This is a genomic window from Bacillus sp. SW14, from assembly GCF_047608225.1.
In the GTDB taxonomy this organism is placed as follows: domain Bacteria; phylum Bacillota; class Bacilli; order Bacillales; family Bacillaceae; genus Bacillus; species Bacillus subtilis_G.
On the sequence record NZ_JBLKRW010000001.1, the window covers coordinates 707761 to 733569 of the forward strand.

24 protein-coding genes are annotated in these 25809 nt (G+C 45.2%); 16 read left to right on the plus strand and 8 right to left on the minus strand.

All coding sequences use genetic code 11. The annotated features are described in order from the left end of the window. Positions 1–404: 404 nt before the first annotated feature. The 4 genes from ACMX2I_RS03620 (at position 405) to hag (ending at position 6947) form a co-directional block, all read left to right on the plus strand. Positions 405–635 carry a CsbA family protein gene (locus tag ACMX2I_RS03620; RefSeq protein WP_087991534.1) on the plus strand — a complete coding sequence of 77 codons (231 nt, stop codon included), beginning with the start codon at positions 405–407 and terminating at the stop codon, positions 633–635. A 183-nt stretch (positions 636–818) separates the two neighbouring features. Then, on the plus strand, positions 819–2804 hold the full coding sequence (gene uvrB, locus ACMX2I_RS03625) for an excinuclease ABC subunit UvrB (protein ID WP_414956193.1): 1986 nt from the start codon (positions 819–821) through the stop codon (positions 2802–2804). A gap of 7 nt (positions 2805–2811) precedes the next feature. Continuing rightward, positions 2812–5685, plus strand: coding sequence for an excinuclease ABC subunit UvrA (uvrA, locus tag ACMX2I_RS03630; RefSeq protein WP_414956194.1), 2874 nt, complete (start codon positions 2812–2814; stop codon positions 5683–5685). 356 nt (positions 5686–6041) lie between these two features. After that, positions 6042–6947: a flagellin Hag gene (gene hag, locus ACMX2I_RS03635; RefSeq protein ID WP_414956195.1), complete on the plus strand. Its 906-nt coding sequence runs from the start codon at positions 6042–6044 to the stop codon at positions 6945–6947. Positions 6948–7135: 188 nt separating this feature from the next. On the opposite strand, the gene ACMX2I_RS03640 is transcribed toward hag, so the two are convergent. Beyond that, a complete protein-coding gene (locus ACMX2I_RS03640) occupies positions 7136–7366 on the minus strand; it encodes a hypothetical protein (protein ID WP_414956196.1) in 231 nt (76 codons plus the stop codon). 217 nt (positions 7367–7583) lie between these two features. Between ACMX2I_RS03640 and ACMX2I_RS03645 the strand changes: the two genes are divergently transcribed. The 4 genes from ACMX2I_RS03645 to ACMX2I_RS03660 are packed head-to-tail and all read left to right on the plus strand — an operon-like array spanning position 7584 to position 9595. After that, entirely contained in the window at positions 7584–7910 is a 327-nt protein-coding gene (locus ACMX2I_RS03645; RefSeq protein ID WP_333518067.1) for a hypothetical protein, read from the plus strand. 24 nt (positions 7911–7934) lie between these two features. Further along, on the plus strand, positions 7935–9032 hold the full coding sequence (locus tag ACMX2I_RS03650; RefSeq protein WP_087991525.1) for a DUF4097 family beta strand repeat-containing protein: 1098 nt from the start codon (positions 7935–7937) through the stop codon (positions 9030–9032). Between the two features lie 4 nt (positions 9033–9036). Continuing rightward, positions 9037–9234: a PspC domain-containing protein gene (locus ACMX2I_RS03655; RefSeq protein WP_414956197.1), complete on the plus strand. Its 198-nt coding sequence runs from the start codon at positions 9037–9039 to the stop codon at positions 9232–9234. A 1-nt stretch (position 9235) separates the two neighbouring features. Then, entirely contained in the window at positions 9236–9595 is a 360-nt protein-coding gene (locus ACMX2I_RS03660; RefSeq protein ID WP_414956198.1) for a phage holin family protein, read from the plus strand. Between the two features lie 27 nt (positions 9596–9622). Here the strand turns inward: ACMX2I_RS03660 and ACMX2I_RS03665 are convergent, their stop codons facing one another. Beyond that, positions 9623–10834: an MFS transporter gene (locus ACMX2I_RS03665; protein WP_414956199.1), complete on the minus strand. Its 1212-nt coding sequence runs from the start codon at positions 10832–10834 to the stop codon at positions 9623–9625. A gap of 20 nt (positions 10835–10854) precedes the next feature. Then, entirely contained in the window at positions 10855–11364 is a 510-nt protein-coding gene (locus ACMX2I_RS03670; RefSeq protein WP_148962659.1) for a MarR family transcriptional regulator, read from the minus strand. Between the two features lie 436 nt (positions 11365–11800). Between ACMX2I_RS03670 and pchC the strand changes: the two genes are divergently transcribed. Beyond that, positions 11801–12547 (plus strand): cyclo(L-leucyl-L-leucyl) synthase, encoded by a 747-nt coding sequence (gene pchC / locus ACMX2I_RS03675; protein ID WP_414956200.1) that lies wholly within the window; start codon positions 11801–11803, stop codon positions 12545–12547. A gap of 14 nt (positions 12548–12561) precedes the next feature. Beyond that, complete coding sequence (gene cypX, locus ACMX2I_RS03680) at positions 12562–13779, plus strand: pulcherriminic acid synthase (RefSeq protein ID WP_414956201.1); 1218 nt, start codon at positions 12562–12564, stop codon at positions 13777–13779. Between the two features lie 38 nt (positions 13780–13817). On the opposite strand, the gene ACMX2I_RS03685 is transcribed toward cypX, so the two are convergent. Beyond that, complete coding sequence (locus tag ACMX2I_RS03685; protein ID WP_414956202.1) at positions 13818–14291, minus strand: MarR family transcriptional regulator; 474 nt, start codon at positions 14289–14291, stop codon at positions 13818–13820. A gap of 164 nt (positions 14292–14455) precedes the next feature. Here ACMX2I_RS03685 and ACMX2I_RS03690 point away from each other — a divergent pair, with 164 nt between their 5' ends. Next, a complete protein-coding gene (locus ACMX2I_RS03690; RefSeq protein ID WP_414956203.1) occupies positions 14456–18325 on the plus strand; it encodes a metallophosphoesterase in 3870 nt (1289 codons plus the stop codon). Between the two features lie 18 nt (positions 18326–18343). Here ACMX2I_RS03690 and nagR read toward each other — a convergent pair whose 3' ends face one another. Genes nagR through nagA form a run of 3 tightly spaced genes read right to left on the minus strand, consistent with a single transcriptional unit; the run spans position 18344 to position 21008 of the window. Then, positions 18344–19075, minus strand: a complete 732-nt coding sequence (nagR, locus tag ACMX2I_RS03695; protein WP_414956204.1) for an N-acetylglucosamine utilization transcriptional regulator NagR — start codon at positions 19073–19075, stop codon at positions 18344–18346. A 17-nt stretch (positions 19076–19092) separates the two neighbouring features. Next, a complete protein-coding gene (nagB, locus tag ACMX2I_RS03700) occupies positions 19093–19821 on the minus strand; it encodes a glucosamine-6-phosphate deaminase (protein WP_414956205.1) in 729 nt (242 codons plus the stop codon). Beyond that, a complete protein-coding gene (nagA, locus tag ACMX2I_RS03705) occupies positions 19818–21008 on the minus strand; it encodes an N-acetylglucosamine-6-phosphate deacetylase (protein WP_414956206.1) in 1191 nt (396 codons plus the stop codon). Before nagA ends, nagB begins: the two co-directional genes overlap by 4 nt. 181 nt (positions 21009–21189) lie before the next feature. On the opposite strand from nagA, the gene hprK reads away from it, so the two are divergent. The 5 genes from hprK to hprF are packed head-to-tail and all read left to right on the plus strand — an operon-like array spanning position 21190 to position 25076. After that, on the plus strand, positions 21190–22122 hold the full coding sequence (gene hprK / locus ACMX2I_RS03710; RefSeq protein WP_010328731.1) for an HPr(Ser) kinase/phosphatase: 933 nt from the start codon (positions 21190–21192) through the stop codon (positions 22120–22122). A gap of 13 nt (positions 22123–22135) precedes the next feature. Continuing rightward, positions 22136–22945, plus strand: a complete 810-nt coding sequence (lgt, locus tag ACMX2I_RS03715) for a prolipoprotein diacylglyceryl transferase (protein ID WP_414956207.1) — start codon at positions 22136–22138, stop codon at positions 22943–22945. A gap of 23 nt (positions 22946–22968) precedes the next feature. After that, positions 22969–23907, plus strand: a complete 939-nt coding sequence (locus ACMX2I_RS03720; protein ID WP_148962668.1) for a nucleoside recognition domain-containing protein — start codon at positions 22969–22971, stop codon at positions 23905–23907. After that, positions 23904–24554, plus strand: coding sequence for a pyrophosphatase PpaX (gene ppaX / locus ACMX2I_RS03725; protein ID WP_414956208.1), 651 nt, complete (start codon positions 23904–23906; stop codon positions 24552–24554). The genes ACMX2I_RS03720 and ppaX overlap by 4 nt, the downstream gene beginning before the upstream one ends. A gap of 3 nt (positions 24555–24557) precedes the next feature. Next, a complete protein-coding gene (gene hprF / locus ACMX2I_RS03730; protein ID WP_087991506.1) occupies positions 24558–25076 on the plus strand; it encodes a heptaprenylglyceryl phosphate O-acetyltransferase in 519 nt (172 codons plus the stop codon). A 21-nt stretch (positions 25077–25097) separates the two neighbouring features. Here the strand turns inward: hprF and pelC are convergent, their stop codons facing one another. Next, positions 25098–25763, minus strand: a complete 666-nt coding sequence (pelC, locus tag ACMX2I_RS03735) for a pectate/pectin lyase PelC (RefSeq protein ID WP_414956209.1) — start codon at positions 25761–25763, stop codon at positions 25098–25100. Between the last annotated feature and the right edge of the window lie 46 nt (positions 25764–25809).

Genomic DNA, 25809 nt, shown 5'->3' on the forward strand with positions numbered 1-25809 from the left:
CTTTCCTTCCTTTTTTTCTCTCTAGTCTTTTATGACGGAGCCTGTGGTCAAAAAATGATAGTAAACACTATCGCTCAATTGTAGATTTTTAGGAAAATGATGTCAAAAGCAGAAAGTCCTAAATAAAATATCATCAAAAGTGCAGCTTAACTAGTGCTGTCCGCCTATTTATTCTCGGGGGCACTCTTCTATGCCGGCGGGCTTCAATATCAAGCTAAGGCTTACTGCCCTTCATACAAAAGTACCGCAAATGCTTCTGTCAGCCGGGGCAAAGTGCAAAGATGGTGATTGATGTCGCCTGAAAAAGGGTATGGTGTAGAAAGAGGGAACGATTGCACGATTGTCCGATTCTTCATTTTTTACTATAATCAGATCAGATGAAGAATCCCTGAGGAGGGTTTTTGTTGATTACAAAAGCCGTTTTTGCATTGTTTTTCCCTTTTATGCTTGTTGTCCTTTTTTCAAGAGTCACTTTTAATCATTATGTGGCGATCGCCCTGACAGCTGCATTGCTGTTTGCCTCTTATTTAAAAGGCTATACAGAAACGTATTTTATTGTAGGATTGGATGTTGTGTCTCTTGTGGCTGGCGGACTGTACATGGCCAAAAAAACTGCCGAGAAAAAAGAAGAGTAAAACGGACATAATGAATATAACGACGAATTCCTGCTTTTACGTTTTAAAAGCAGGTTTTTTATACATGAAAACAGCTGGGAATAAAAAACCACCGAACTTTAGTTCGTATTTTTAGTGATTTTACATTCCATTGTGTTACTATATCTATAGGAAGATTTCGTTAAAGAAACGGAGGCTTATTTTGTGAAAGATCGCTTTGAGTTAGTCTCGAAATACCAGCCCCAGGGAGATCAGCCGAAAGCCATTGAAAAACTTGTAAAAGGAATTCAGGAGGGCAAGAAGCATCAGACTCTGCTGGGTGCGACAGGAACGGGTAAAACATTTACAGTGTCTAATTTGATTAAAGAAGTCAATAAGCCGACTCTCGTGATTGCCCATAACAAAACCCTTGCCGGACAGCTTTACAGCGAGTTCAAGGAGTTTTTTCCGAACAACGCTGTCGAGTATTTTGTCAGTTATTATGATTATTATCAGCCGGAGGCGTATGTGCCTCAAACGGATACGTTTATAGAAAAAGACGCCAGTATTAATGATGAAATTGATAAACTGAGACACTCCGCCACATCGTCTCTGTTTGAGCGGAGAGATGTGATTATCATCGCGAGTGTATCTTGTATATACGGCCTCGGGTCGCCTGAAGAATACCGGGAAATGGTCGTGTCACTGCGGCCTGAAATGGAAATAGAGCGCAACGAACTGCTTAGAAAACTTGTAGACATCCAATATGCCCGCAATGATATCGACTTCCAGCGCGGGACATTTCGTGTGCGCGGAGATGTAGTGGAAATCTTCCCTGCCTCTCGTGATGAACATTGTATCAGGGTTGAATTTTTCGGTGATGAAATCGAACGGATCAGGGAAGTGGACGCCCTGACAGGAGAAATTCTCGGTGACCGTGATCATGTTGCGATTTTCCCGGCGTCCCACTTCGTAACGCGGGCCGAGAAAATGGAGAAAGCGATTCAAAATATCGAGAAGGAGCTTGAGGAGCGGCTGAAGGTCATGCACGAAAATGGCAAGCTTCTTGAAGCGCAGCGTTTAGAGCAGCGGACAAGATATGATCTTGAGATGATGCGGGAAATGGGTTTCTGCTCCGGTATTGAGAACTATTCAAGACATTTGACGCTTCGGCCTCCGGGTTCAACGCCGTATACGCTTCTTGATTATTTCCCTGACGATTTTATGATCGTGGTAGATGAGTCGCATGTAACGATTCCTCAGGTGCGCGGCATGTTTAATGGGGACCAGGCGCGGAAACAGGTGCTTGTGGATCATGGGTTCCGTCTTCCGTCAGCGCTTGATAACCGTCCGCTCCGTTTTGAAGAGTTTGAAAAGCATATGCACAATATCGTGTATGTATCAGCAACGCCAGGGCCGTATGAGATTGAGCATACGGATGAAATGATTGAACAGATCATCCGTCCGACGGGGCTTCTTGACCCGCTTATTGATGTACGTCCGATTGAAGGCCAGATTGATGACTTGATCGGCGAAATTCAAGCAAGAGTCGAACGGGATGAGCGGGTTCTCGTGACAACCTTGACGAAGAAAATGTCAGAGGACCTGACGGATTATCTGAAGGAAATTGGCATTAAAGTAAATTATCTGCATTCAGAGATTAAGACGCTTGAACGGATTGAAATTATCCGCGATCTGCGCCTTGGGAAGCATGATGTTCTCATCGGCATTAACCTGCTGAGGGAAGGCCTCGATATTCCCGAAGTATCTCTCGTTGCAATTTTGGATGCGGATAAGGAAGGCTTCCTCCGTTCGGAGCGGTCGCTGATCCAGACGATCGGACGGGCAGCGAGGAACTCTGAAGGCCGCGTCATTATGTACGCAGATAAAATAACGAAGTCGATGGAAATTGCGATGAATGAAACAACACGCCGCCGCGAGCAGCAGGAGCGTTTTAACGAAGAGCACGGCATTACGCCGAAAACCATAAATAAAGAAATTCGCGATGTCATTCGTGCCACAGCAGCAGCTGAGGATAAAGTCGAATACAAAACAAAAGCCGCGCCGAAGCTGTCGAAAATGACGAAGAAAGAACGTCAGAAAGTCGTTGAACAGATGGAGCACGAAATGAAAGAAGCCGCCAAGGCGCTTGACTTTGAAAGAGCCGCGGAGCTTCGCGATTTACTTTTAGAGCTAAAAGCGGAAGGATGATGAACACATGGCAATGGATCGGATAGAGGTGAAGGGAGCCAGGGCGCATAACCTGAAAAATATAGATGTAACGATTCCAAGAGATCAGCTTGTCGTTGTTACGGGTTTGTCTGGATCAGGGAAATCCTCCCTGGCCTTTGACACCATATATGCAGAAGGACAGAGACGGTATGTTGAGTCGCTGTCTGCCTATGCCCGCCAGTTTTTAGGGCAAATGGATAAGCCGGATGTTGATGCAATTGAGGGTCTGTCTCCCGCCATCAGCATCGATCAGAAAACAACGAGCCGCAACCCGAGGTCAACTGTCGGTACGGTAACTGAGATTTATGATTATCTGCGTCTTTTGTATGCGAGAGTAGGGAAGCCTCATTGTCCGGAACACGGAATTGAGATTACATCGCAAACCATCGAGCAAATGGTCGACAGAATTCTGGAATACCCGGAACGGACGAAGCTTCAGGTGCTGGCCCCGATTGTCTCTGGCCGGAAAGGCGCTCATGTCAAAGTGCTTGAACAGATTAGAAAACAAGGCTATGTCAGAGTCAGAATTGACGGCGAAATGGCTGAGCTTTCTGATGATATTGAATTAGAAAAGAATAAAAAGCATTCGATTGAGGTTGTCATTGACCGGATTGTGGTGAAAGAAGGCGTGGCGGCCCGTCTGTCAGATTCATTGGAAACGGCGCTCCGTTTAGGTGAAGGACGGGTTATGATTGATGTCATCGGTGAGGAAGAGCTGATGTTTAGTGAGCATCACGCCTGCCCGCACTGCGGATTTTCAATCGGCGAGCTGGAGCCGCGGCTGTTTTCATTTAACAGCCCGTTCGGAGCGTGTCCGACGTGTGACGGTCTCGGAATGAAGCTTGAAGTGGATGCGGATCTCGTCATCCCCAATCAAGATTTGTCATTGAAGGAGAATGCGGTCGCCCCTTGGACACCGATCAGCTCACAATATTATCCGCAGCTGCTTGAGGCGGTCTGCACCCACTACGGCATTGATATGGACGTGCCTGTAAAAGACCTGCCGAAGCAGCAGCTGGATAAAGTGCTGTACGGCAGCGGAGACGACCTGATTTATTTCCGTTATGAAAATGATTTTGGGCAAATACGTGAAGGCGAAATTCAATTTGAAGGCGTATTGCGAAATATTGAAAGACGCTATAAGGAGACAAGCTCCGATTACATTCGTGAACAAATGGAGCAGTATATGTCTCAGAAGTCTTGTCCGACGTGCAAAGGCTATCGGTTAAAGAAAGAGGCGCTTGCCGTACTGATTGACGGACGCCATATCGGAAAAATTACCGAGCTGTCTGTCGGAGACGCGCTTGATTTCTTCAAAGGCCTTACCCTTTCTGAGAAGGATATGCAGATTGCCAATTTGATCTTGCGTGAAATTGTGGAGCGTTTAAGCTTTCTGGACAAAGTCGGCCTTGATTACCTGACACTGAGCAGGGCAGCGGGAACATTGTCCGGGGGAGAGGCGCAGCGTATCAGGCTGGCGACGCAAATCGGTTCGCGCTTATCGGGTGTGCTTTATATTTTAGACGAGCCGTCTATCGGCTTGCATCAGCGTGATAACGACCGCTTGATCAGCGCTTTGAAAAATATGAGAGACCTTGGGAACACGCTGATTGTTGTTGAACACGATGAGGACACGATGATGGCAGCGGATTATTTAATTGATATTGGACCCGGCGCCGGCATTCACGGCGGACAGGTGACATCCGCGGGTACGCCGGATGAAGTGATGGAAGATGCAAACTCATTAACGGGCAGCTATTTATCAGGGAAAAAGTTCATCCGATTGCCTTCTGAAAGAAGAAAGCCGGACGGACGTTTTATTGAGATTAAAGGCGCTACAGAAAACAACCTGAAAAAGGCGAATGCCAAGTTTCCGCTAGGAACATTCACAGCGGTTACAGGGGTTTCCGGCTCAGGAAAGAGCACACTCGTCAATGAAATTTTACACAAGGCGCTGGCGCAAAAGCTCCATAAAGCAAAAGCGAAGCCTGGCAGCCATAAAGAGATTAAAGGCTTGGATCACCTGGACAAAGTCATAGACATTGACCAGGCGCCAATCGGAAGAACGCCGAGATCCAATCCCGCGACATACACCGGTGTGTTTGACGACATTCGCGATGTATTCGCGCAGACAAATGAAGCGAAGGTCCGCGGCTATAAAAAAGGCCGTTTCAGCTTTAACGTGAAGGGCGGCAGATGTGAAGCGTGCCGCGGCGACGGAATTATTAAAATTGAAATGCACTTCCTTCCTGACGTGTACGTTCCATGCGAGGTATGCCACGGCAAACGCTACAACCGGGAAACGCTTGAAGTGACGTACAAAGGAAAAAGCATCTCTGATGTGCTTGATATGACGGTTGAAGACGCTCTTTCTTTCTTTGAAAATATCCCGAAAATCAAGCGTAAGCTCCAAACCCTCTATGATGTTGGGTTAGGTTACATTACGCTCGGACAGCCGGCAACAACCTTGTCGGGTGGAGAAGCGCAGCGCGTGAAGCTTGCGTCTGAGCTGCACAAACGGTCCACAGGGCGAACGCTTTACATTTTAGATGAACCGACGACAGGTCTGCACGTCGACGATATCGCCAGACTCCTTGTCGTGCTTCAGCGATTGGTGGACAACGGAGATACAGTACTCGTCATTGAGCATAATCTTGATATCATTAAGACGGCGGATTATATTGTGGATCTGGGGCCGGAAGGCGGAGCCGGAGGCGGAACCATTGTTGCGTCGGGAACGCCTGAGGAAATCACGGAAGTCGAAGAATCATATACAGGCCGCTATTTGAAGCCTGTTATAGAGCGAGACAAAAAACGCATGAAAACGCTCTTGGAAGCGAAAGAAACGGCTACATCTTAACAATATTCTTTTCAGAGGGAGCTTGTCAGCAAGTCCATGATTGGGCTTAGCAGGCAAGCTTCCTTTATAGTTTAACGAGAAAAGAAAAAAGTTTTGCGATCATTTAGAAGCATTTTTTCAAATGGGTAAAATTTATTCAGGGAAACTCCTAAACATTTACAAAAAACTGCCGTTGATGGTCGTGCAATGTATTCCATATTAAGCAAAAAACCCCTTTGCATGAAGGGATTTTAAGGTATCCTTTGTGAATGATCTACATAACAGCCAGAAGCTTTACTGGAATCACAGTGCGCCAGAAATCGAAGAAAAGGAAGTCTTTGAATTCAAAAACATATACACATGGAGGTATTTTACACATGAGAATTAACCACAATATCGCAGCGCTTAACACACTGAACCGTTTGTCTTCAAACAACAATGCAAGCTCAAAAAACATGGAGAAGCTTTCTTCAGGTCTTCGTATCAACCGCGCGGGAGATGACGCAGCAGGTCTTGCGATCTCTGAAAAAATGAGAGGACAAATCAGAGGTCTTGAAATGGCTTCTAAAAACTCTCAAGACGGAATCTCTCTTATCCAAACAGCTGAGGGTGCATTGACTGAAACTCACTCAATTCTTCAACGTGTTCGTGAACTAGTTGTTCAAGCAGGAAACACTGGTACACAAGACGATACGGATCTTGGTGCGATTCAAGAAGAGATCAGTAACTTAGTTCAAGAAATTGGTGGCGGATCTGACAAGAATGGTATCTCTGACCGTACAGAATTTAATGGTAAGAAATTACTTGACGGTACTTACAGCAAAGATGGAGCAACTCCAAAAGAATTGACTTTCCAAATTGGTGCTAACGGCGCTCAACAATTATCTGTCCACATTGAAGCAATGTCTGCTGACAAACTTGGAACAGACCCAGCAGACCCAACTAAAACCGTTTCGGCTCTGAAAGTAACTGATTTTGCAACAATTGCTGCAGGTGATGCTGGTGGTTTCAATGATCAATTAGATATTGTTGATAATGCCATCACTCAAGTTTCTAACCAACGTTCTAAACTTGGTGCGGTACAAAACCGTCTAGAGCACACAATCAACAACTTGAGCGCTTCTGGTGAAAACTTGACAGCTGCTGAGTCTCGTATCCGTGACGTTGACATGGCGAAAGAGATGAGCGAGTTCACAAAGAACAACATTCTTTCTCAAGCTTCTCAAGCGATGCTTGCTCAAGCGAACCAACAGCCGCAAAACGTACTTCAATTATTACGTTAATTTCTGAACGGCTATCGTTCTTTCTGGTAGTCACAGCTTGCCGGCAGTGTCCATTCTTTGGATATGCCGGCAGGCTTTTTTTGTTATAATCATTGTGTGTCACTTGTTTCTTCAAAATAAAAAAGGCAAGATATTGCCATCTAACCTTTCTTTGTTTCAGTTATAATCATTTGCAGCTTTTTCTGACATTACAACGTCTTCTTATACAACTGCCTGCTTACACTCATTAAATCTTGAACAATATGCGTATTGCTGCTGTCGAGCAGCACTTTTATATATTGAATATCGTGAGAGATCGGAAGGGGTCCGTGAATCTGTTCAAGCTCAGCGATCATTTCACGATTCATTCGTTTTTGTTCATGAATCAGCTTTAACACCGATTCTTGTGTTACTGTATAGTCACTGGGATCTCTATCCATTGCTTGTCCAGCCTCCTTGATTGCCGTAAGCTTTTTACATATTGTAATCGGTACAGCTCTAAGATTCTACTTCTAAAACTTTTTAAAATCCAATTTCCGTAAATCGGAGCATGTCTAAAGAATGAATGTGAAACCTTAAGAGGTTTTAAACGTATGAATAAGTAAAACGTCCCTGACCTTTTGTCATGGGTAATTCACTATAGGAGTGTGGAATGAATTGAACCGTAATCAAGCTATTATTGCATCACTTTGTTATTTCAGTGTGTTCATCGCGCCGATCATTGTGCCGATTGTCGCTTATTTTGTTGTAGATGAGAGAGAAACAAAACGTCATGCGATACGTTCGCTTATTTCTCACATCGTTCCTTTTGCCGGCTGGCTGGTCCTTTTTATCGCTTTTCTGGGCGGAGCCATTGCGTTTGATGGAGACAGCCTGCTGCCTGTATTTGTGATTATTGGGGGAGCGGTGATTTATTTCTTAGTTGTCATTGGCATTATGATTTGGAATGTGATTCAGGGTATTAAGGTGCTGCGCGCAGCATAAGTAGACAATGGGGAGGAGATCGCAATGAAGCAAGAAAAGGAACGAATCCTTAAGCTTGTGGAAGAAGGGAAACTGACAGCACAAGAGGCTTTGACACTGATTGAAAAGCTTGACAGCGACTACAAGGAAAAAGAAGAAAAAATCACAGCGCTCTCAGTTTATGTACATGATGAGGAAGAGCCGTTTACAGCAGCAAAAAAAGAAAGCGGCAAGCCGTCTTTAGGAGCCAAGCTGTTTGACTGGATTGATTCTGCGGTGAAAAAGGTCAAGGAAGTTGACCTTGATTTGAACTTTGGCCATGCGTATGATGTTCAGCACATTTTTCAATTTAAAGATACTGCCCTTTCCAGTGTTGACTTGCAAATCGCCAACGGCAGTGTGAATATCGTTCCTTGGGATGATGAGGATATCAGAGCGGAATGTCAGGCGAAGGTATATCGCGTTGACAGCCAGGATGCGGCGAGACATGCATTTCTTCAGCATATTGAATGTGAAATCAAAGGAAATAAATTTTTTATCCGTACTGAGAAGAAAACGATGAAAACCAATGTGACTTTATATATTCCTCAGAAGGAGTATGATAAGATTCGGGTGAAGCTGTTTAATGGTCCTGTCAGAGGGGAACATTTACATGTAAAAGAGTTCTCGGCGAAAACGACAAACGGCGTGCTGTCGTTCTCGCATTTAACAGCTGAAAAAGCCACAGCGGAAACGGCCAACGGGCAAATTAAGCTTGCAAGCCACAACTGCGGCACGATAGAAGCGGAAACCATTAACGGATTGATCGATCTCCGCGGGAGAAGCGAATCGATTGACGTTCAAAGCTTTAACGGAAATATTGCGATGAACGTAACAGAATCAGACTGCCGCTCTATTTATGCAAAAACGACGACTGGAAATGTGGAGCTTGCGATTCCGGACGATCTTGCCGTGAAGGCAGAGCTGAAAAGCAATCTTGGTTCGCTGTCTCATGAATTAATGGATGTTGAGATGCTGAAAGAAAAAAATGATACCATTCAAAAAGAAATGATGTTCACTTCAAATCAGGCACATGATCAAAACATCACCGTCTTCTCAGAATCATTAACAGGCGCCATCAAACTAAAGTACTCACAGAGGTGATCGAATGAATAGGCTTTATCGTTCAGAGAAAAACAAAAAAATGGCCGGTGTCATCGGCGGTCTCGCGGAATATTTCAATTGGGACGCATCACTCCTCAGAGTCATAACTGTCATTTTAGCGGTTGTGACAAGTGTTTTCCCTGTTTTGCTGATATATATCATTTGGATTTTTATCGTCCCGTCAGAAAGGGAAATGAAATGACATGATAAAATGGGCAGTCAGCATTTTAGTCAATGCATTGTTATTAATCGTCATTGATGGATACATTGACTCCATCCACGTCAGCAGCATCGGGGCAGCGGTCATCGCCAGCCTCATATTATCGGTCTTAAACGTGCTGATTAAACCGCTGTTGATTATTTTCACACTGCCAGTCACCATGGTGACGTTTGGTCTCTTCTTGTTTGTGATTAACGCCATTACGCTTATGATGACCGCGTCCATTATGGGTGACAGTTTTCAAATTGGCGGCTTCGGCACAGCGATATGGGCATCCGTTATCCTATCGGTGTTCCATTTGCTGATTCAAAAAGGGATTTTAGAACCTCTGCAAAAGAAATAAAAAAAGCTGCCATCAAAGGGCAGCTTTTTACATGTGGTGTTTTTTTTGCTTCATGCGCTTCTGCGGCGGATACAGTTGCGGCAGAAGGCAAAAGCTCAATGCGGCAAATATAAGGCCTAAGAGGCCAAACGACATGGCAGACGGCATCATTGTGAGCAGATAAGCAGATATCATCGGACCTGCCGCCATGCCTGTGTATCTGATAAAGTTAAACATTCCGATGGCGCTCCCTCTGTTGTGTTCAAATTCATTGGTGATCATTGTGGAGTACAAGGGAGGGATGACCCCCATTGAGATGCCAAACAATGCCAGTGTGAGTGCCATGAGAATGAGAGAAACGGAATGTGTAACGGCGAACAAAATGATACTGCAGGCCGCTATTACATTGCTGCCGATAAACAAGGTGTTCAGCGTGACTTTTGCCTGTATTCTTTTAAACAGAAACGTACCTGCGATTGTACTTAAGGCCAGTGGCAAATACAACAGCCCTGCTATGCTCACATCAATATGATAATGCTTCGTCAGTAAAATCGGGAGGTAGACGATCACCGCAAAATAAATGAAAAAGAGGACAAAGCTTAAGGTTAAAATGACGTTTCCTGTTCGGTTTGTAAATATTGATTTGTAATGGGTAAAAACAGTGCCCTTAGTTTGCTGCTTAGAACCAGCGGGAGAATCTTTGGGAAAGATCATGCTGTTTGCCGCCAGCATAATGACAGAGATGGCCGTAAGCATCCAAAAGATCCCTTCGTACCCGGCTGCTCCGCCGATCAATCCCCCGAGGACAGGTGCGATAGCCGGCGCGGCGGAAAGGAGCATTTGATACGTTCCCATGGCACTTCCGCGTTCCCTGCCTGTAAAAAGCTGTCCGATCGTTGTGGCAGCAATAAGAGGCAGTGCTGCGGACCCGGCTGCCTGTATCATTCTGAATATCAGAAACAAAGTAAAGTCAGTGGTCACCGCACAGCCGATGCTGGCGGCTGCCGTTGCCAGAATACCGGCAATCAATACAAACCGCGCGCCTTTAAAATCGATGATAGTCCCTAATATAATTTGCATAATCGCTGTCACAATCATAAAGACTGAGACTGACAGATTAACCATTGCTGCGGAAACGTGGAACGATTCTTTAATAATCGGGATAATAGGTGAATAAATGTTTTGGCTTAAAGACGCAAAAAATGCGCTGAAGCAAACAATATATAAGATCAATACTGCCTTTGATTTCGTTTGAGCCACTGTGTACACCGCCTTTTTGTTTACTTTACAGGTTTGTCCGGAGTCTCGTTGGTTTGTTCTGCTTCAAGTGAAGACGTCAGGTTCTCTAAAAATTTCAATACAGCATTTTGCTCATCTTGTGAGAATGAATCGAGGAATTGGTAAAAAGCCAGTTCCTTTTTTTTATGCAGTTTCTCATGCAAGTCGAAAATCCGTCTGCCTTTACGAGTTAACTTGAAATACACTTCTTTCTTGTTATCTGTCAGCTGATAGCTGTTAATGAATTCTTCCTTAATCAGTTTTGTGCTGATTTTCGTTACATTTGCCTTCGATAAATTCATTTTTCTGGCGATTCCTGCGTTGTTAATGGGTTCATGCCGGCCGATACAGTCAATGACATGAATGCTTGTCATGTTTTTAGGAACATCCATCACATCCTTTTCTGCGGCCTCCTTAAAAAACTGCTGAAGTGAAGTGTTCGCTTTTTGTTCATTAAGGTGCAACAGCCTCACGTATATGTCGTATATCATCTGCTTTGTCAAATTAGACATAGGCAACCTTCTTTCTTAGAAATTATAGTTTACAAAGAAATAATAATAATATTGTTTACTGGTGAACGATTCAATTTTATCTTTTCTTGTTTTCGTTGTCAATTGCTGGTGTTTAAACTTTATTTGCTGTTAGTCATGCTGAATATAAGTGTAAAAAGTGTGTGAAAAATGTGACATTAACATTTATTTTCAATTGTTTGGGTACTGATTGTATTGACGTAAGGAAAAATAAGGGATAAAATAACTAATGTTTACTAGTAAACATTTATTAGGCGTACATTGTAATGAATCCAAAAAGAAGTTGAAATCTGAACAAAATTCACTTTGAAACTTTAAGTGCTGCCTGCCATTCGTCTTGTTCAGTTGTACCAGTTGTTCCATCCCATGTTTGAGGGTGAAGACTTAAAGCGGGATAAGTTTTTTAGGGGTGAATGAGATGACTGAAATGTTGACGGAAAAAAAGCCTGTGTATTTTACTGCTGAGTCTCTGACACAAAACTGCAGAGAAATATTTGAACGGCGCCGGCATGTTTTAGTGGGTATCAGCCCGTTTAACAGCAGATTTTCTGAGGATTATATTTACAGATTGATTGGTTGGGCAACCGCTGAATTTAAGAGTGTTTCTGTTTTGCTTGCGGGGCATGAGGCGGCTAATCTTCTTGAAGCGCTCGGAACTCCCAGAGGCAAGGCGGAACGAAAAGTAAGGAAAGAGGTATCGCGAAACAGAAGGTTTGCAGAAAGGGCTCTTGCAGCTCATGGCGGGGACCCGAAGGCGATTCATACATTTTCTGATTTCACGGAAAACAAAGCCTACCAGCTGATGAGACAAGAAGTTGAACATGCGTTTTTTGAACAGCCTCATTTTCGGCAGGCTTGTTTGGACATGTCTCGTGAGGCGATGATCGGGCGTGCGCGCGGCATCAGCTTGATGATGGAAGAAGTCAGTGAGGATATGCTGAATCTTGCTGTGGAATATGTCATAGCAGAGATGCCGTTTTTTATTGGCGCACCGGATGTTTTAGAGGTGGAAGAGACGCTCCTTGCTTATCATCGTCCGTGGAAGCTGGGTGAGCAGATCAGTAATCATGAATTTTTTATTCGTATGCGGCCGAACCAAGGATATCTCATTGTGCAGGAAATGGAGCAGATGCTTTCTGAATCACGGATCACATCTGAAGGATGATAGGGGGAGTAAACATGAGTCAATCCATTAAATTGTTTAGTGTGCTTTCTGATCAATTTCAAGAAAATCCATATGCTTATTTTTCACAGCTGCGGGAGGAAGATCCTGTTCATTATGAAGAGTCGATAGACAGCTATTTTATCAGCCGCTATCACGATGTCCGCTATATCCTTCAGCATCCGGATATCTTTACGACAAAATCACTTGTTGAGCGTGCTGAACCGGTCATGCGCGGCCCTGTGCTCGCCCAAATGCATGGAAAAGAACACTCCGCAAAAAGAAGAATTGTAGTGAGAAGCTTTGTCGGGGACGCATTGGATCATCTATCTCCATTGATTAAACAAAATGCAGAAACCTTGTTAGCTCCTTATCTTGAAAAAGGGAGAATCGATCTCGTCAATGATTTTGGAAAGACGTTTGCGGTGTGTGTCACGATGGACATGCTCGGGCTGGATAAAAGAGATCATGAAAAAATCGCCGAGTGGCACAGCGGAGTTGCCGATTTTATTACGAGTATCTCTCAGACTCCTGAAGCGCGGGCGCATTCTTTATGGTGCAGCGAACAGCTTTCCCAATACTTGATGCCTGTCATCGAAGAACGCCGCCTCAATCCGGGATCAGATTTAATTTCTATCCTATGTACTTCTGAATATGAAGGCATGGCGATGTCGGACAAGGATATACTGGCCCTGATTCTCAATGTGCTGTTAGCGGCAACGGAACCGGCGGATAAGACGCTGGCGCTGATGATCTATCATTTGCTCAACAATCCTGAGCAGATGAATGATGTTTTGGCTGACCGTTCGTTAGTGTCAAGAGCCATTGCGGAGACGTTGCGTTATAAACCGCCGGTTCAGCTGATTCCGCGGCAGCTGTCCCAAGATACGGCGGTCGGCGGTATAGAAATCAAAAAAGATACGATTGTTTTTTGTATGATCGGAGCAGCTAACCGGGACCCTGAAGCGTTTGAACATCCTGACGTATTTAATATTCATCGGGAAGACCTCGGTATCAAGAGCGCTTTTAGCGGCGCCGCCCGGCATCTTGCTTTCGGATCCGGCATCCATAACTGTGTAGGAGCAGCTTTTGCCAAAACCGAAATCGAGATTGTAGCCAATATTGTACTGGATAACATGCGGAATATCCGATTAGAGGAAGGTTTTCGTTATGCTGAGTCCGGTTTGTATACACGCGGACCCGTTTCACTTCATATTACGTTTGACAGAGTTTAATAAGATTCAAAGGTCTCTCCCATGCGGGCGAGGCTTTTTTACATATGTTTTACCCATAAGTTGAAAAACGCAGTCACTGTTTTTAAATCATCAATCGAAAATTCATTGAAGAGCCGCTTGTACTGCTCCTTAGCTTTTTCATGAAGCTGTTCGTGGAATGCCGCCAGTTCTCTGCCGCTTTCAGTTAACGTATAAAAAGTTTCTTTTTTATTGCCGGGCTTTTTTTTCACTGTAACAATATTGTGTTTCAACAAAGCTTGAACCGCTTTTGAAACAGCTGCTTTTGAGATATGTAAGCGGGATGCCAGAAAGCTGTTATTCACATTTTGGCTGGTGTGTATGCAGGAAACAATATGAAGCTGGGTCAATGTCCAGTCTTTTTTGAGGTGACCAAGATGTTCTGAGGACATATCGCTGGACGGTATTTGCACCTTTTGCAAGACGTGTTTATCCCTTTTAAATGCGAATTGTTGTATCGCTTGAAATAATTCATCATGAATGCTGTTGTTCATCAATCTGCCTCTCTGATTTAATTGTTAACTGGTTAACTATTCTTAGTTTACTGGGTAATAGTGGGATTTTCAAGAGGCAGATGCTTTTTTGTTCTTTTTGCACAAAAATGAACTCATAAGCTTCCCTGTTCAGACGCAAAATACATGAAAAGGGAGGTGCTTTGATGAGGAAATACACAGTTATCGCTTCTTTATTCTTGTCTTTTCTTTCAGTTTTGTCTGGCGGCCATCATGAACCGAAAGTTTTCCCTGTTACAAAACAGGAACCATTCCAAACGCCTCATTACATACCCTTGCTTGAAAATCCTCCTCAAATCGATGTGAAAGCTGAAATGAAAAGCAATCTGATGATTGAGGCTCAAGTGCGTGACAATGAGTATCAAGCATTTTCTGCCTTTCTTTTTTATAAACAAAGTAATGAGCTGGGCTACAAAATGGTGCCGATGGACCCGACACCCGGAGCGATTCACAAGTTTTTGGCGCAAATTCCAAAACGATTGATTTGGAACAGCGAGCTTGAGTATTACATTGTGATTTCGAATGGGAAGCAGCGGGCCGAGTCGGGGACGAAAAAACTGAAGCTTGAAGGCTATCAAGCGGATCTTGCCCATATTCCGGAGCTTCTGATCACAGAGCTGGCGGTTGATACGAAGAATACGGGACGTACAGATGGTTATGAATTTATTGAGATTTACAATACGACTGACAGAACGATTGATTTTAAAGACTATCACATCCGTTACCGCTATCCGAAAGAAGGGCCTGATTCGGATCTGGTTTGGAGACCTGAAGAAAGGATCACGATTCCATCCGGCGAAACGTTTGTGGTTTGGCTGAAGCCTGCCGGTCATCCAGAATTGACGGCGGGGGATTTCAATCGATATTACCAGACACAATTAACGGAAGGGAAAAATCTGGCGGTGATAGAAGAGACAGAGGGCATGGCCAATACCAGGCCGCGGGCAGTTGTGATATCAACGAATACAGGAAAAGATATCTCGGTTGCGCATTATCGGAAACATGCGCTTCGCCGGCTCTCATCTGTGCTTTACAAATATCCGCTTGACGGAACCGCAGAACTTCTCAATATTTCAATCGGAGAAAAGAATCCGTCTCCGGGAACCGTATTACAGGCGCAGGTGCCTGAGCAGAAACGAAAAATCAAGCATGATAAAGAAAAGCCGGTTATTGAGGATTTGACTGACCGTAAGCCTGTCCGTCCTGCTGAAAGCATTGAGCTGCGGGCTGACATTCGGGACCGCAATCTTGTGAAAACCGCGGCCTTTTACTATCGGACAGATGAAAATAAACCGTTTAAGCGCATTCTCGCTGAAAAAGACCGCAACGACAATCTCTACCATTATATTGTGTATTCGCCTGAACTGATCGGGAAGGATCAGCTTGAGTATTACGTGGCGGCGGGGGACGGGAGCAATGAAGCGAAAACGCCGGTCAAAATGATTGATATTAAACAAACAAGCAAATCGCACGGTTTGCGTATGAACATTGAAAACAGAGACACGCTGTCGGGAACCCACTTCCTCAAAGCGACAACAGACGGGCACACTGACAGCATTAAGCTATGGATTGACGGAAAAAAACAAGTGCCAGAGCCTGCTATGGAAAAAGAAGTGTATTTTGCGTTCGATACGAGAAAAACAAATCTCTACTTTAAAAACGCAGTCACAATGGAAGGCAAAGTGCTAAAGGTGTTTGATGATACGACAAATCAATACCGCACCTATTCTGTTCCATTGCCAGAAACGCTGCTTCGGAAAGGAAAGCAGCTGCAGCGTATTACCATACGTTCAGGTTCGAAGGTGTCTCCATTTGATACGGCTGAAAACCGTGATGATTTCTTAGTCAAAAACGCCCGATTGGTGTTATCGGATGGGACGGTTATCAGGGATCCGAGGGTTTCTCCCGAGAAGGAACTCTTTATTGGGGATAATCAGCGCTCGAAAAAAAGCTGGCAATTTCAATTCAATCTGCCTGACAGCCTGTTTACGTCACAGCTGCTGGAGTGGGATACATCAAAACTTTCTGAAGGCGCTCACCATATTCAAGCAAGCGACGGCAAGGAAAATGTAAGTTTGGTTGTACGGGTGGATAATTCAGGGCCTCACATTGAGCCGAATGTCACCGAGGGACAAACGTATAAAGGAAATCTTATCTTGCAGGCGGATATGTATGATAAATGGAGCAAAATTGAGGAAGCGGAGGCGTCTTTAGATGGTGATAGCATTACACTCCCATACCATACGTCATCTTCTGAACTTTCGCCGGGAAAACATTCTCTAAAAGTGACAGCAACGGACCTCGCGGGCAATAAAACTGTCATAGAGCGGACGTTTAAAACAGAACGGGAGCATCCGGATCAGCCGGAGGTCATAGACAGCGAAGCCGATACACATAGGGCAAAGCTTTCTGTACGGGTGAAGGACCCGACGAATGACGCCATGAATGTCGCTTTTTATAGAGGATTTCAATATACAGCGCGAAACAATGTGAAAATATTCAAGCACGCGTCACTGACTGAACCGCCGAAAAGCTTTGTGCCGGAAAGTGAGACCCCGTTTACGAATCAAGAATTGGAGCGGGTATCAGCCGCTGACGGAAAAACAGTATCGACAGAAAAGAAGGAGCTTTTCCCTTATCATCGCTTTGAAGTGACGGTTGATCCGTCAGTTGATGAGAATGACTTGGCGGAAGCGGTCTGGCAGGGGAGTTCTTTATCGGGGAGAAAGGTGACGATGTATGCTTGGAATTATCGGACAAACGAGTGGCAGACGGTTGACAGCTGCGTTGCCAAGGATGACAAACCGTTTACGCTGAAGGCGTCTGTGATCGTCTCAGATTTTGTACGACAGTCGAAGATGAATGTGATTGTCCAGGATGAAATTCCTCCAGCGAAGGATATGTATACATTTGTCTGGATGTCTGATACACAGTATTACGCCGAAAGCTATCCGCATATTTTTGATAAACAGACCGCATGGATCAAAAATAATCAAAAGCGACTCAATGTCAAATATGTGTTTCACACGGGTGATATAGTAGATGATTCTGCCGATATCAGACAGTGGAAAAACGCTGATCGGTCAATGTCTGTTCTGGATAAGAACGGAATTCCATACGGCGTGCTGGCTGGTAACCACGATGTCGGGCATAAGGACGGCTCATACAGGGCATTTGGCAAATACTTTGGCAGCCACCGTTTTGATAAAAAATTGCATTATGGCGATTCCTATAAAAATAACCGCGGACATTATGACTTGATTTCGAGCAACGGCAATGATTATATCATGCTGTACATGGGGTGGGGCATTACCGATGAAGACATCGCGTGGATGAATCAGGTACTGAAGAAGCACCCTGACCGGATGGCTGTGTTAGCTTTTCATGAGTATTTGCTGGTCAGCGGAAACAGAAGCCCGATCGGAGAGAAAATATTCAAAAAAGTGGTTAAGCCGAATCCGAATGTCGTGATGGTGTTGAGCGGGCATTATCATAGTGCGATGAGAAAAACTGATGAGCTTGATGATGATGGTGATGGAAAGCCGGATCGCCTCGTGCATCAAATGCTGGCCGATTATCAGGGCGGACCGGAAGGCGGACAAGGATATTTACGTTTGCTGCAATTTGACCAGGCGAATGATATGGTGCATGTGTCGACGTACTCTCCGTATTTACATGATAAGAACTACTATGATACGGATACCTACGGAAACAAGGATGAGTTTTCTCTTTCGCTTGATTTGAAGCCGAGGATCAAAAAGGTGGAAACCGATTATTTTGAATGTAATGTATATACCAATGAAGAGCTCGGAAAACGGGAGCAAGTGAAGAGCGGGGATACTGCTGAGTTCCGCTGGGATCATCTTGAGCCGCACTCTGTTTATTATTGGTACACCATTGTGGAAGACAGTTTTAACGGCAAAACGAAATCACCGATCTGGAAGTTCAAGACGAAAAAAGAGACCTATCGTCCCGCGCCAGACCAGTTTGATTTACGCCATGTCTCCAATCCTTAAAAAGGATTGGAGATTTTTTTATGAAAGCCGATCCATGTAATGGACAAATGTATAACGGTCGCCCCTGTATACAGATTTTGCATGTTCAAAAGCAGTTCCGTTCTGTAAATACGTTGTTCGTTTGATTAAGAGGACAGGCGCCCCCTTTTGAATGCCGAGAATGCTTGCTTCATCCGATGTTGCAGCGCTTGGTTCAAGCTCCTGTTTTGCGCGGGAAATCGGTATGCGGTTGTACTTTTCAATATGCTTGTAAATTGACGACTGAAAATGCGATTCGTTTAACTCACCCGCAAGCTCAAACGGAATATGCGAGGATTCAATCGCCATCGGAATATCATTTGCCAGCCGCACCCGAGTGATTTTATGGATAAGGGAGGGGTGCCCGCAGCCTAATATAGCGGCGAGCTCCTCCGTTGAATCAATAAGCTGATAATGAAGGAGCCTGCTGCCGGGTGTCATCCCGCGGCTTTTCATATCCTCGGTAAAGCTTGTCAGACCTTGTAGTGCTTGTTCCATTTTTGGCTTGCTGACAAAGGTGCCCCGGCCTTTGAGGCGATAGAGAAAGCCTTCATTGACTAAATTAGAAAGCGCCTGTCGAACCGTCATCCGGCTGATTCCAAATTGTTCGGCATATTCACGCTCGGAGGGAAGAGGCATATCCGGCTGCAGCTCTCCGCTCTTCATTTGGGCTTTTAATTGCTCCATAATTTGATAATAAATCGGAATGGGCGATTGTTTATCGATATTCATAAGTCAGCATGTTCCTTTCAAGATCTTAATGCCGCTGCTTCACGATCTATTAAAACCGTAACATCAGAATGCAGGTGCAAAGCAGATGCGGGGAAATCTTCGCTTATGTCTCCTTCTAACAGCTTTTTCACGGCAGCTGCCTTGCTTTTGCCGGAAATAAGCAGCAGAATGCGTTTGCTTGAGAGAATCGTCTGTATGCCCATTGTGAGCGCTTTTTTCGGCACACTGTCTATTGAAGAAAAATATCTGGCATTCGCCCGACGGGTTTGTTCATTTAATGTCACAATGTGTGTTCGCGACTTGAAAGGCGTTCCCGGTTCGTTAAAGCCGATATGTCCGTTCCGGCCGATGCCGAGAAGCTGAATGTCAGTGCCGCCGAGAGATTCGATTAATTGTTCGTACCGCCCGCATTCGGCTTCCAGATCGTCTGCATTTCCATTGGGAATAAAATGCCGGCTTGGCTGACTGTCAATATGCTGAAAAAAACGATGATTCATATAGAAGTGATAGCTGTTCGGGTCATCACTTGAAAGTCCGGCGTATTCATCCAAATTAACCGTAGTGACGTTTTGAAATGAGAGGTTCTCAGTTTGGTGCAGGCGGATCAGCTCGCGATACGTGCCTTCGGGTGTGCCGCCTGTCGCTAAACCGAGAACGGCGCCAGGTTTTTCCGTGATCGTGTCTGCCGTTATTTTGGCTGCTTTTTGGCTTAGCTCTTCATATGTTTGACATTCCATTAGTTTCATATCTGGTCAGCCTCCTTGGATATAAATGCAATGTTTCCGCGGCAGATGGTGAGAATGACCTCGCAATCGCTGCTGACAACCACAAGATCCGCATCTTTTCCCTCTGTCACACTGCCTTTACGGTCAAAGATGCCCAGCTGTTTGGCCGCGTTTGCAGAAGTTATATTAGCTATATCCGTCCAAGAACAATTTGTAAACTCACGCATATGCCGTGCGCCTTCGTTCATTTTGAGGATTGAACCGGCAAGTGTTCCGTCTGAAAGAAGAGCTGTTTTTCCTCTTACCGTCACACTTTGGCCGCCGAACTCATATACACCGTCTTTCAGGCCTTTCGCCCTCATTGAATCAGTAATTAAAATGAGCTTGCTGCTGCCTTTTGCCAAAAAAGCCAGCTTTGCCGCTAAAGGATGGGAGTGGATGCCGTCGGCAATAAGCTCTGTCACAAACCCATCATGGGCAAGCGCCGTTCCGATCACTCCGGGCTCTCGGTGATGAAACGGGCTCATCGCGTTGTAAAGATGAGTCATATGGCGCGCGCCTGCTTTCGCAGCCTCCGACAGTAATGCGGAGTCGGCATCTGTGTGCCCCATAGACGCGATAATCGATTCGTCTTTCAAATAGCGGATCAGTTCAAAATGCCGATCCTCTTCAGGCGCAAGTGTGACAATTTTGATCAGTCCGCCCGCCTCCTGCTGCCACTTTTTGAAAAGGGCAACATCCGTAGGCCTGATCCATTCCTTTGGCTGCGCTCCGGCTCTTTTAGGTGAAACAAAGGGTCCCTCTAAATGAATGCCGAGTAGTTCCGCACCTAATAAAGAGGATTCTTCAGCTGCTTTCCAATCTCTTGCATTCACCAAAGCTCGAGATATGTGCCCGTGTTCCTGGGTAATGGTTGTTGCTAAAAAGCTCGTCGTTCCTTCTTCGGGCAGTCTCGACGACATGGTGTCGAGGGCGGATAAGTTTGCATCCATCGTATCTGCGCCATAGCCGCCGTGAATATGAATGTCAATCATGCCGGGAAGCAAAACGGAATCTGCCGGTGCTTGAATCTCTTTTGAATAAGACTCTTTAGGCCGTTCTGTTGTGACTGTGCTGATCTTTCCGTCATTGATTCCGACATAGCCTTTTTTGATTCCTTCATTTTCTGTCACGATCGCGACGTCTTTGATAAGAAGACTTTCTGCCATAGGTCATCCGCCTTTCTGGAATATGAATACACTTATTTTACTCCTTTTCAGACTAGTGATCTAGACCAGCTGAGGTGTTTTCCTGTCTTTTATAAAATCTGTTTTGGGTTCAAGCCCGAAAGTGATAAAATGAAAGTATTGTGAGCAAGCTCGGGGCAGCCCGGAACAGGAGGAACAGATCGTGGCAAAAGTTCGCACAAAAGACGTAATGGAACAGTTCAATTTGGAACTAATCAGCGGAGAAGAAGGGGTTAACCGCCCGATTACCATGAGTGACTTATCAAGACCAGGCATTGAAATTGCCGGATATTTTACATATTACCCGAGAGAACGCGTGCAGCTTCTCGGAAAAACAGAGCTTTCTTTCTTTGAGCAGCTGCCGGAAGAGGATAAAAAGCAGCGAATGGAATCTCTGTGTACGGATGTAACACCAGCTATTATTCTTTCTAGAGATATGCCTATCCCGCAGGAGCTGATTGACGCTTCCGAGAAAAACGGTGTGCCTGTCCTCAGATCGCCTCTGAAAACGACTAGGCTGTCAAGCCGTTTAACCAACTTTCTAGAGAGCCGGCTGGCGCCTACCACGGCGATTCATGGCGTTCTTGTTGATATATACGGTGTCGGCGTGCTGATCACAGGAAAAAGCGGTGTCGGGAAAAGTGAAACCGCGCTGGAGCTTGTGAAAAGGGGACATCGCCTCGTTGCCGATGATTGCGTTGAAATTCGGCAGGAGGATCAGGATACCCTTGTCGGAAACGCTCCGGAATTAATTGAGCATCTTCTGGAAATCAGGGGGCTCGGCATTATCAACGTGATGACGCTGTTTGGTGCCGGCGCTGTCAGAAGCAATAAACGAATCACGATTGTCATGAATCTTGAACTCTGGGAGCAGGGCAAGCAATACGACCGTCTCGGACTTGAGGAAGAAACCATGAAAATCATTGATACGGAAGTGACAAAACTGACGATTCCCGTCCGTCCGGGCCGAAATCTCGCAGTCATTATTGAAGTGGCAGCAATGAACTTCAGATTGAAACGGATGGGTCTGAATGCCGCTGAGCAATTTACCACTAAGCTGGCGGACGTCATTGAAGACGGTGAACAAGACGAATAGGAGTTGGCGTTAAATGAATGAAGCGATAGAACCACTCAATCCAATAGCTTTTCAGCTGGGGCCGTTAGCCGTCCATTGGTACGGAATCATTATCGGTCTCGGTGCTTTGCTTGGACTTTGGATTGCGATGAGGGAAAGTGAGAAACTGGGGCTGCAGAAAGATACGTTTATCGATCTTGTCCTGTTTGCCATTCCGATTGCGATTATTTGTGCCCGAATTTATTACGTTGCATTTGAATGGGATTATTATGCGGCTCATCCGGGAGAAATCATTAAGATTTGGAAGGGCGGCATTGCCATTCACGGCGGGTTAATCGGGGCCATTTTAACAGGTTATGTGTTTTCAAGAGTAAAAAATCTTTCGTTCTGGAAGCTTGCGGATATTGCCGCGCCAAGCATTTTACTCGGACAGGCGATCGGCCGCTGGGGAAACTTCATGAATCAGGAAGCACACGGCGAGGCAGTCAGCAGAGCCTTTTTGGAAAACCTGCATCTGCCTGACTTTATCATCAATCAAATGTATATCGACGGACAATATTATCACCCTACTTTTTTATATGAATCACTATGGAGCTTAGTCGGCGTCATTGTTTTGCTGTTCCTGCGCAAAGCCAACTTGCGGAGAGGCGAGATGTTCTTGATTTATATCATCTGGTATTCAATCGGAAGATACTTTATTGAAGGAATGCGGACGGACAGCTTAATGCTGACTGATGCGCTTCGCATCGCTCAGGTGATTTCAATCGTATTGATTGTTTTGGCTGTGGCAGCCATCATTTTCAGACGGGCCAAAGGATACTCGAAGGAGCGGTACACGGAGTAGACGCCAACAAAGGGGGATGAGGGATGAAGAAGATCTTTCTGGCCGGTCTAGCGGCAGGTCTTCAAACAACATGGACACTCGGTAAAGTCATTTTCCCGGTAACACTACTGGTTACATTGCTTCAGCATACGCCTGTCATGGATTGGCTGGTACGGCTGATCACACCGGTTATGGGCCTGTTCGGGCTTTCTGGTGAAGCGGCCATTCCGCTTGTGCTGGGGAATATACTGAATCTGTATGCTGGAATTGCCGGGATTTTAACATTGGATTTATCTGTGAAGGAAGTCTTTATTTTAGCTGTGATGCTTTCATTCTGTCATAACTTGATTATCGAATCGACAGTCGCCGCAAAGGTTGGCATCAGAATTGGCGTTATTTTGGCGGTGCGCATCGGTTTGGCCGCTGTGTCAGCAATTGTCATCAATCTCATTTGGCATGGCGGACAGGAAACGGCGCAGTACGGTTTTATCGCCGCGAAGAGCACGGCGCCTGACGGCTGGCTGGCAATGCTGGCCGAGGCTTTAATGAAAGCCGGACTTGGTGTTTTGCAACTGGCGGCCATTGTGATCCCGCTGATGATCATCATTCAGTTTTTAAGAGATTTAGGCTGGCTGCATCGGTTTTCGAGGTGGCTGTCTCCGTTTACGCAGCTGCTTGGCATGAATAAAAATACGTCCATGACGATGGTGGCGGGACTGACGATCGGTCTGGCCTACGGAGCGGGTGTCATGATCAAAGCTGTCGAGGATGACGGCGTGAGCAGACGGGATATGACATTGGCATTTATTTTTCTCGTCGCCTGCCACGCGGTTGTGGAAGATACACTCGTCTTTATTCCGCTCGGCATACCGGTTTGGCCTCTTCTTCTGATACGTGTCACTACAGCAGTGCTGCTGACAATTGTCATTGCGCGCACATGGAAAAAATGGAAACCCTCAGCGGTTGGAAAGGAAGCAATATGAGTCACAAACAAGTAACGGCGATTCTATTTGATTTAGACGGAACTCTAATTAATACGAATGAATTAATTATCGCGTCCTTTTTACATACACTGGAGCATTATTACCCGAGCAAGTATAAACGAGAAGATGTGCTCGCCTTTATCGGACCGTCTCTTTTTGACACATTCTCTTCGATGGACGCTGATAAATGCGATGATATGATCGCCATGTACAGAGCGTACAATCATGACATGCATGATTCACTTGTGACTGAATATGAAACCGTGTATGAAACCCTGGATGCATTGAAAAAAGCCGGGTTTACATTAGGGATTGTAACAACGAAATTAAGAGATACTGTCAATATGGGTCTCAGGCTGACGGGAATCGGCGAGTTCTTTGAAACGGTCGTCACCCTAGATGATGTGACAAATGCAAAGCCTGATCCCGAGCCGGTTCTGTTAGCGCTGAAACAGCTTGGAAGCGAGCCTGCGGAAGCCATTATGGTCGGAGATAATTACCACGATGTGTTGGCAGGAAAAAACGCCGGAACAAAAACGGCCGGAGTCGCATGGACGATTAAAGGGCCGGAAATGCTGGCGAAGCATGAGCCAGATTATATGCTTGAGAAAATGAGTGATCTATTACAAATCGTTGGAGTGAAATAATCTGTGAGAAAAACTGATCGTCATCCGGTCTCAGGGGCTAACTCACTATGGCATGTCTATCAAACGGTGCCTTTTTTAAAAGTTGTCAAAAATTTCATTGTCATTCAAATGGCGAGATATACACCGTTTATAGGGATGAAAAACTGGCTGTACCGTACGTTTCTGCGGATGAAGGTTGGGAAGCAGACATCCTTTGCCCTGATGGTGATGCCGGATATTATGTTTCCGGAAAAGATCTCAGTCGGAGCAAATTCAATCATCGGGTACAATACGACCATTTTGGCCCATGAATATTTGATTCAGGAATACCGGACCGGCAAAGTCCTGATCGGAGACGAAGTGATGATCGGTGCCAACACGACCATTTTGCCCGGGGTGGAAATAGGGGATGGCGCAGTTGTGTCCGCCGGAACGCTTGTCCATAAGGATGTGCCTGCCGGCGCATTTGTCGGCGGAAACCCGATGCGGATCATCTATACGAAGGAAGAAATGAAAGAAAGATTGAAAAGGCCCGCTGAATAAACATCAGCGGACTTTTTTATATTAAAATTGAGTATTGTTATTTTCATAAATATGCTGAACGCCAATCCATTTCTGGCCGACATTGGAGTAGCGTGTATTTGTCATTCTGACCGTGCTTGTTTTGCTGTCGGTCCGGAATATCGCTTCTTTCATATTCGTGATGGTGCACTTGTCAATGATCACATCAACGTGGAAGGTTGAACCGCCAAGCTGTCTTATGAATTTACCGCCATTGTCCGCCGTGAAGTTTTTCACTGTAAATGTGCTGGCTTTATTGATTTGGAAAATCTTGTCCGACGCTTTTTGGGCAGAGCCGCCGTCGATGGTCACTTTTCCTTCCTTCTTTACCGTTAACGCATCCTCCCCAACATCTTCCCACTTCACATTCTGAATGTTAACGTTTCCATAAGTGTGCACGCCATCAGCAGCAGGTGCGCCGAGCACCACGTTTTTCAGAGTTGCGCCATCCTCTACACGAAAAACAGGTTTTTGGTTTTCGGACTGGCTTCCGTCACCTAATTCTTTCCCTGCTGCAAACCGCTGTCCCTTCCCGTCATATGTTGTATTTTTGGGTACGATAATTGTTTCGTGAACAACTTTGTCAGCTGCGAAAGCAGTTGATGTTTGAAACTGGCTGAAACCGATAACCAAACTGAACATAAATAGGATAGACACGATTTTTTTCAAAGATAAAATCCTCCCCGGATATCTATGATTTTTGTAAGAGAAGCCT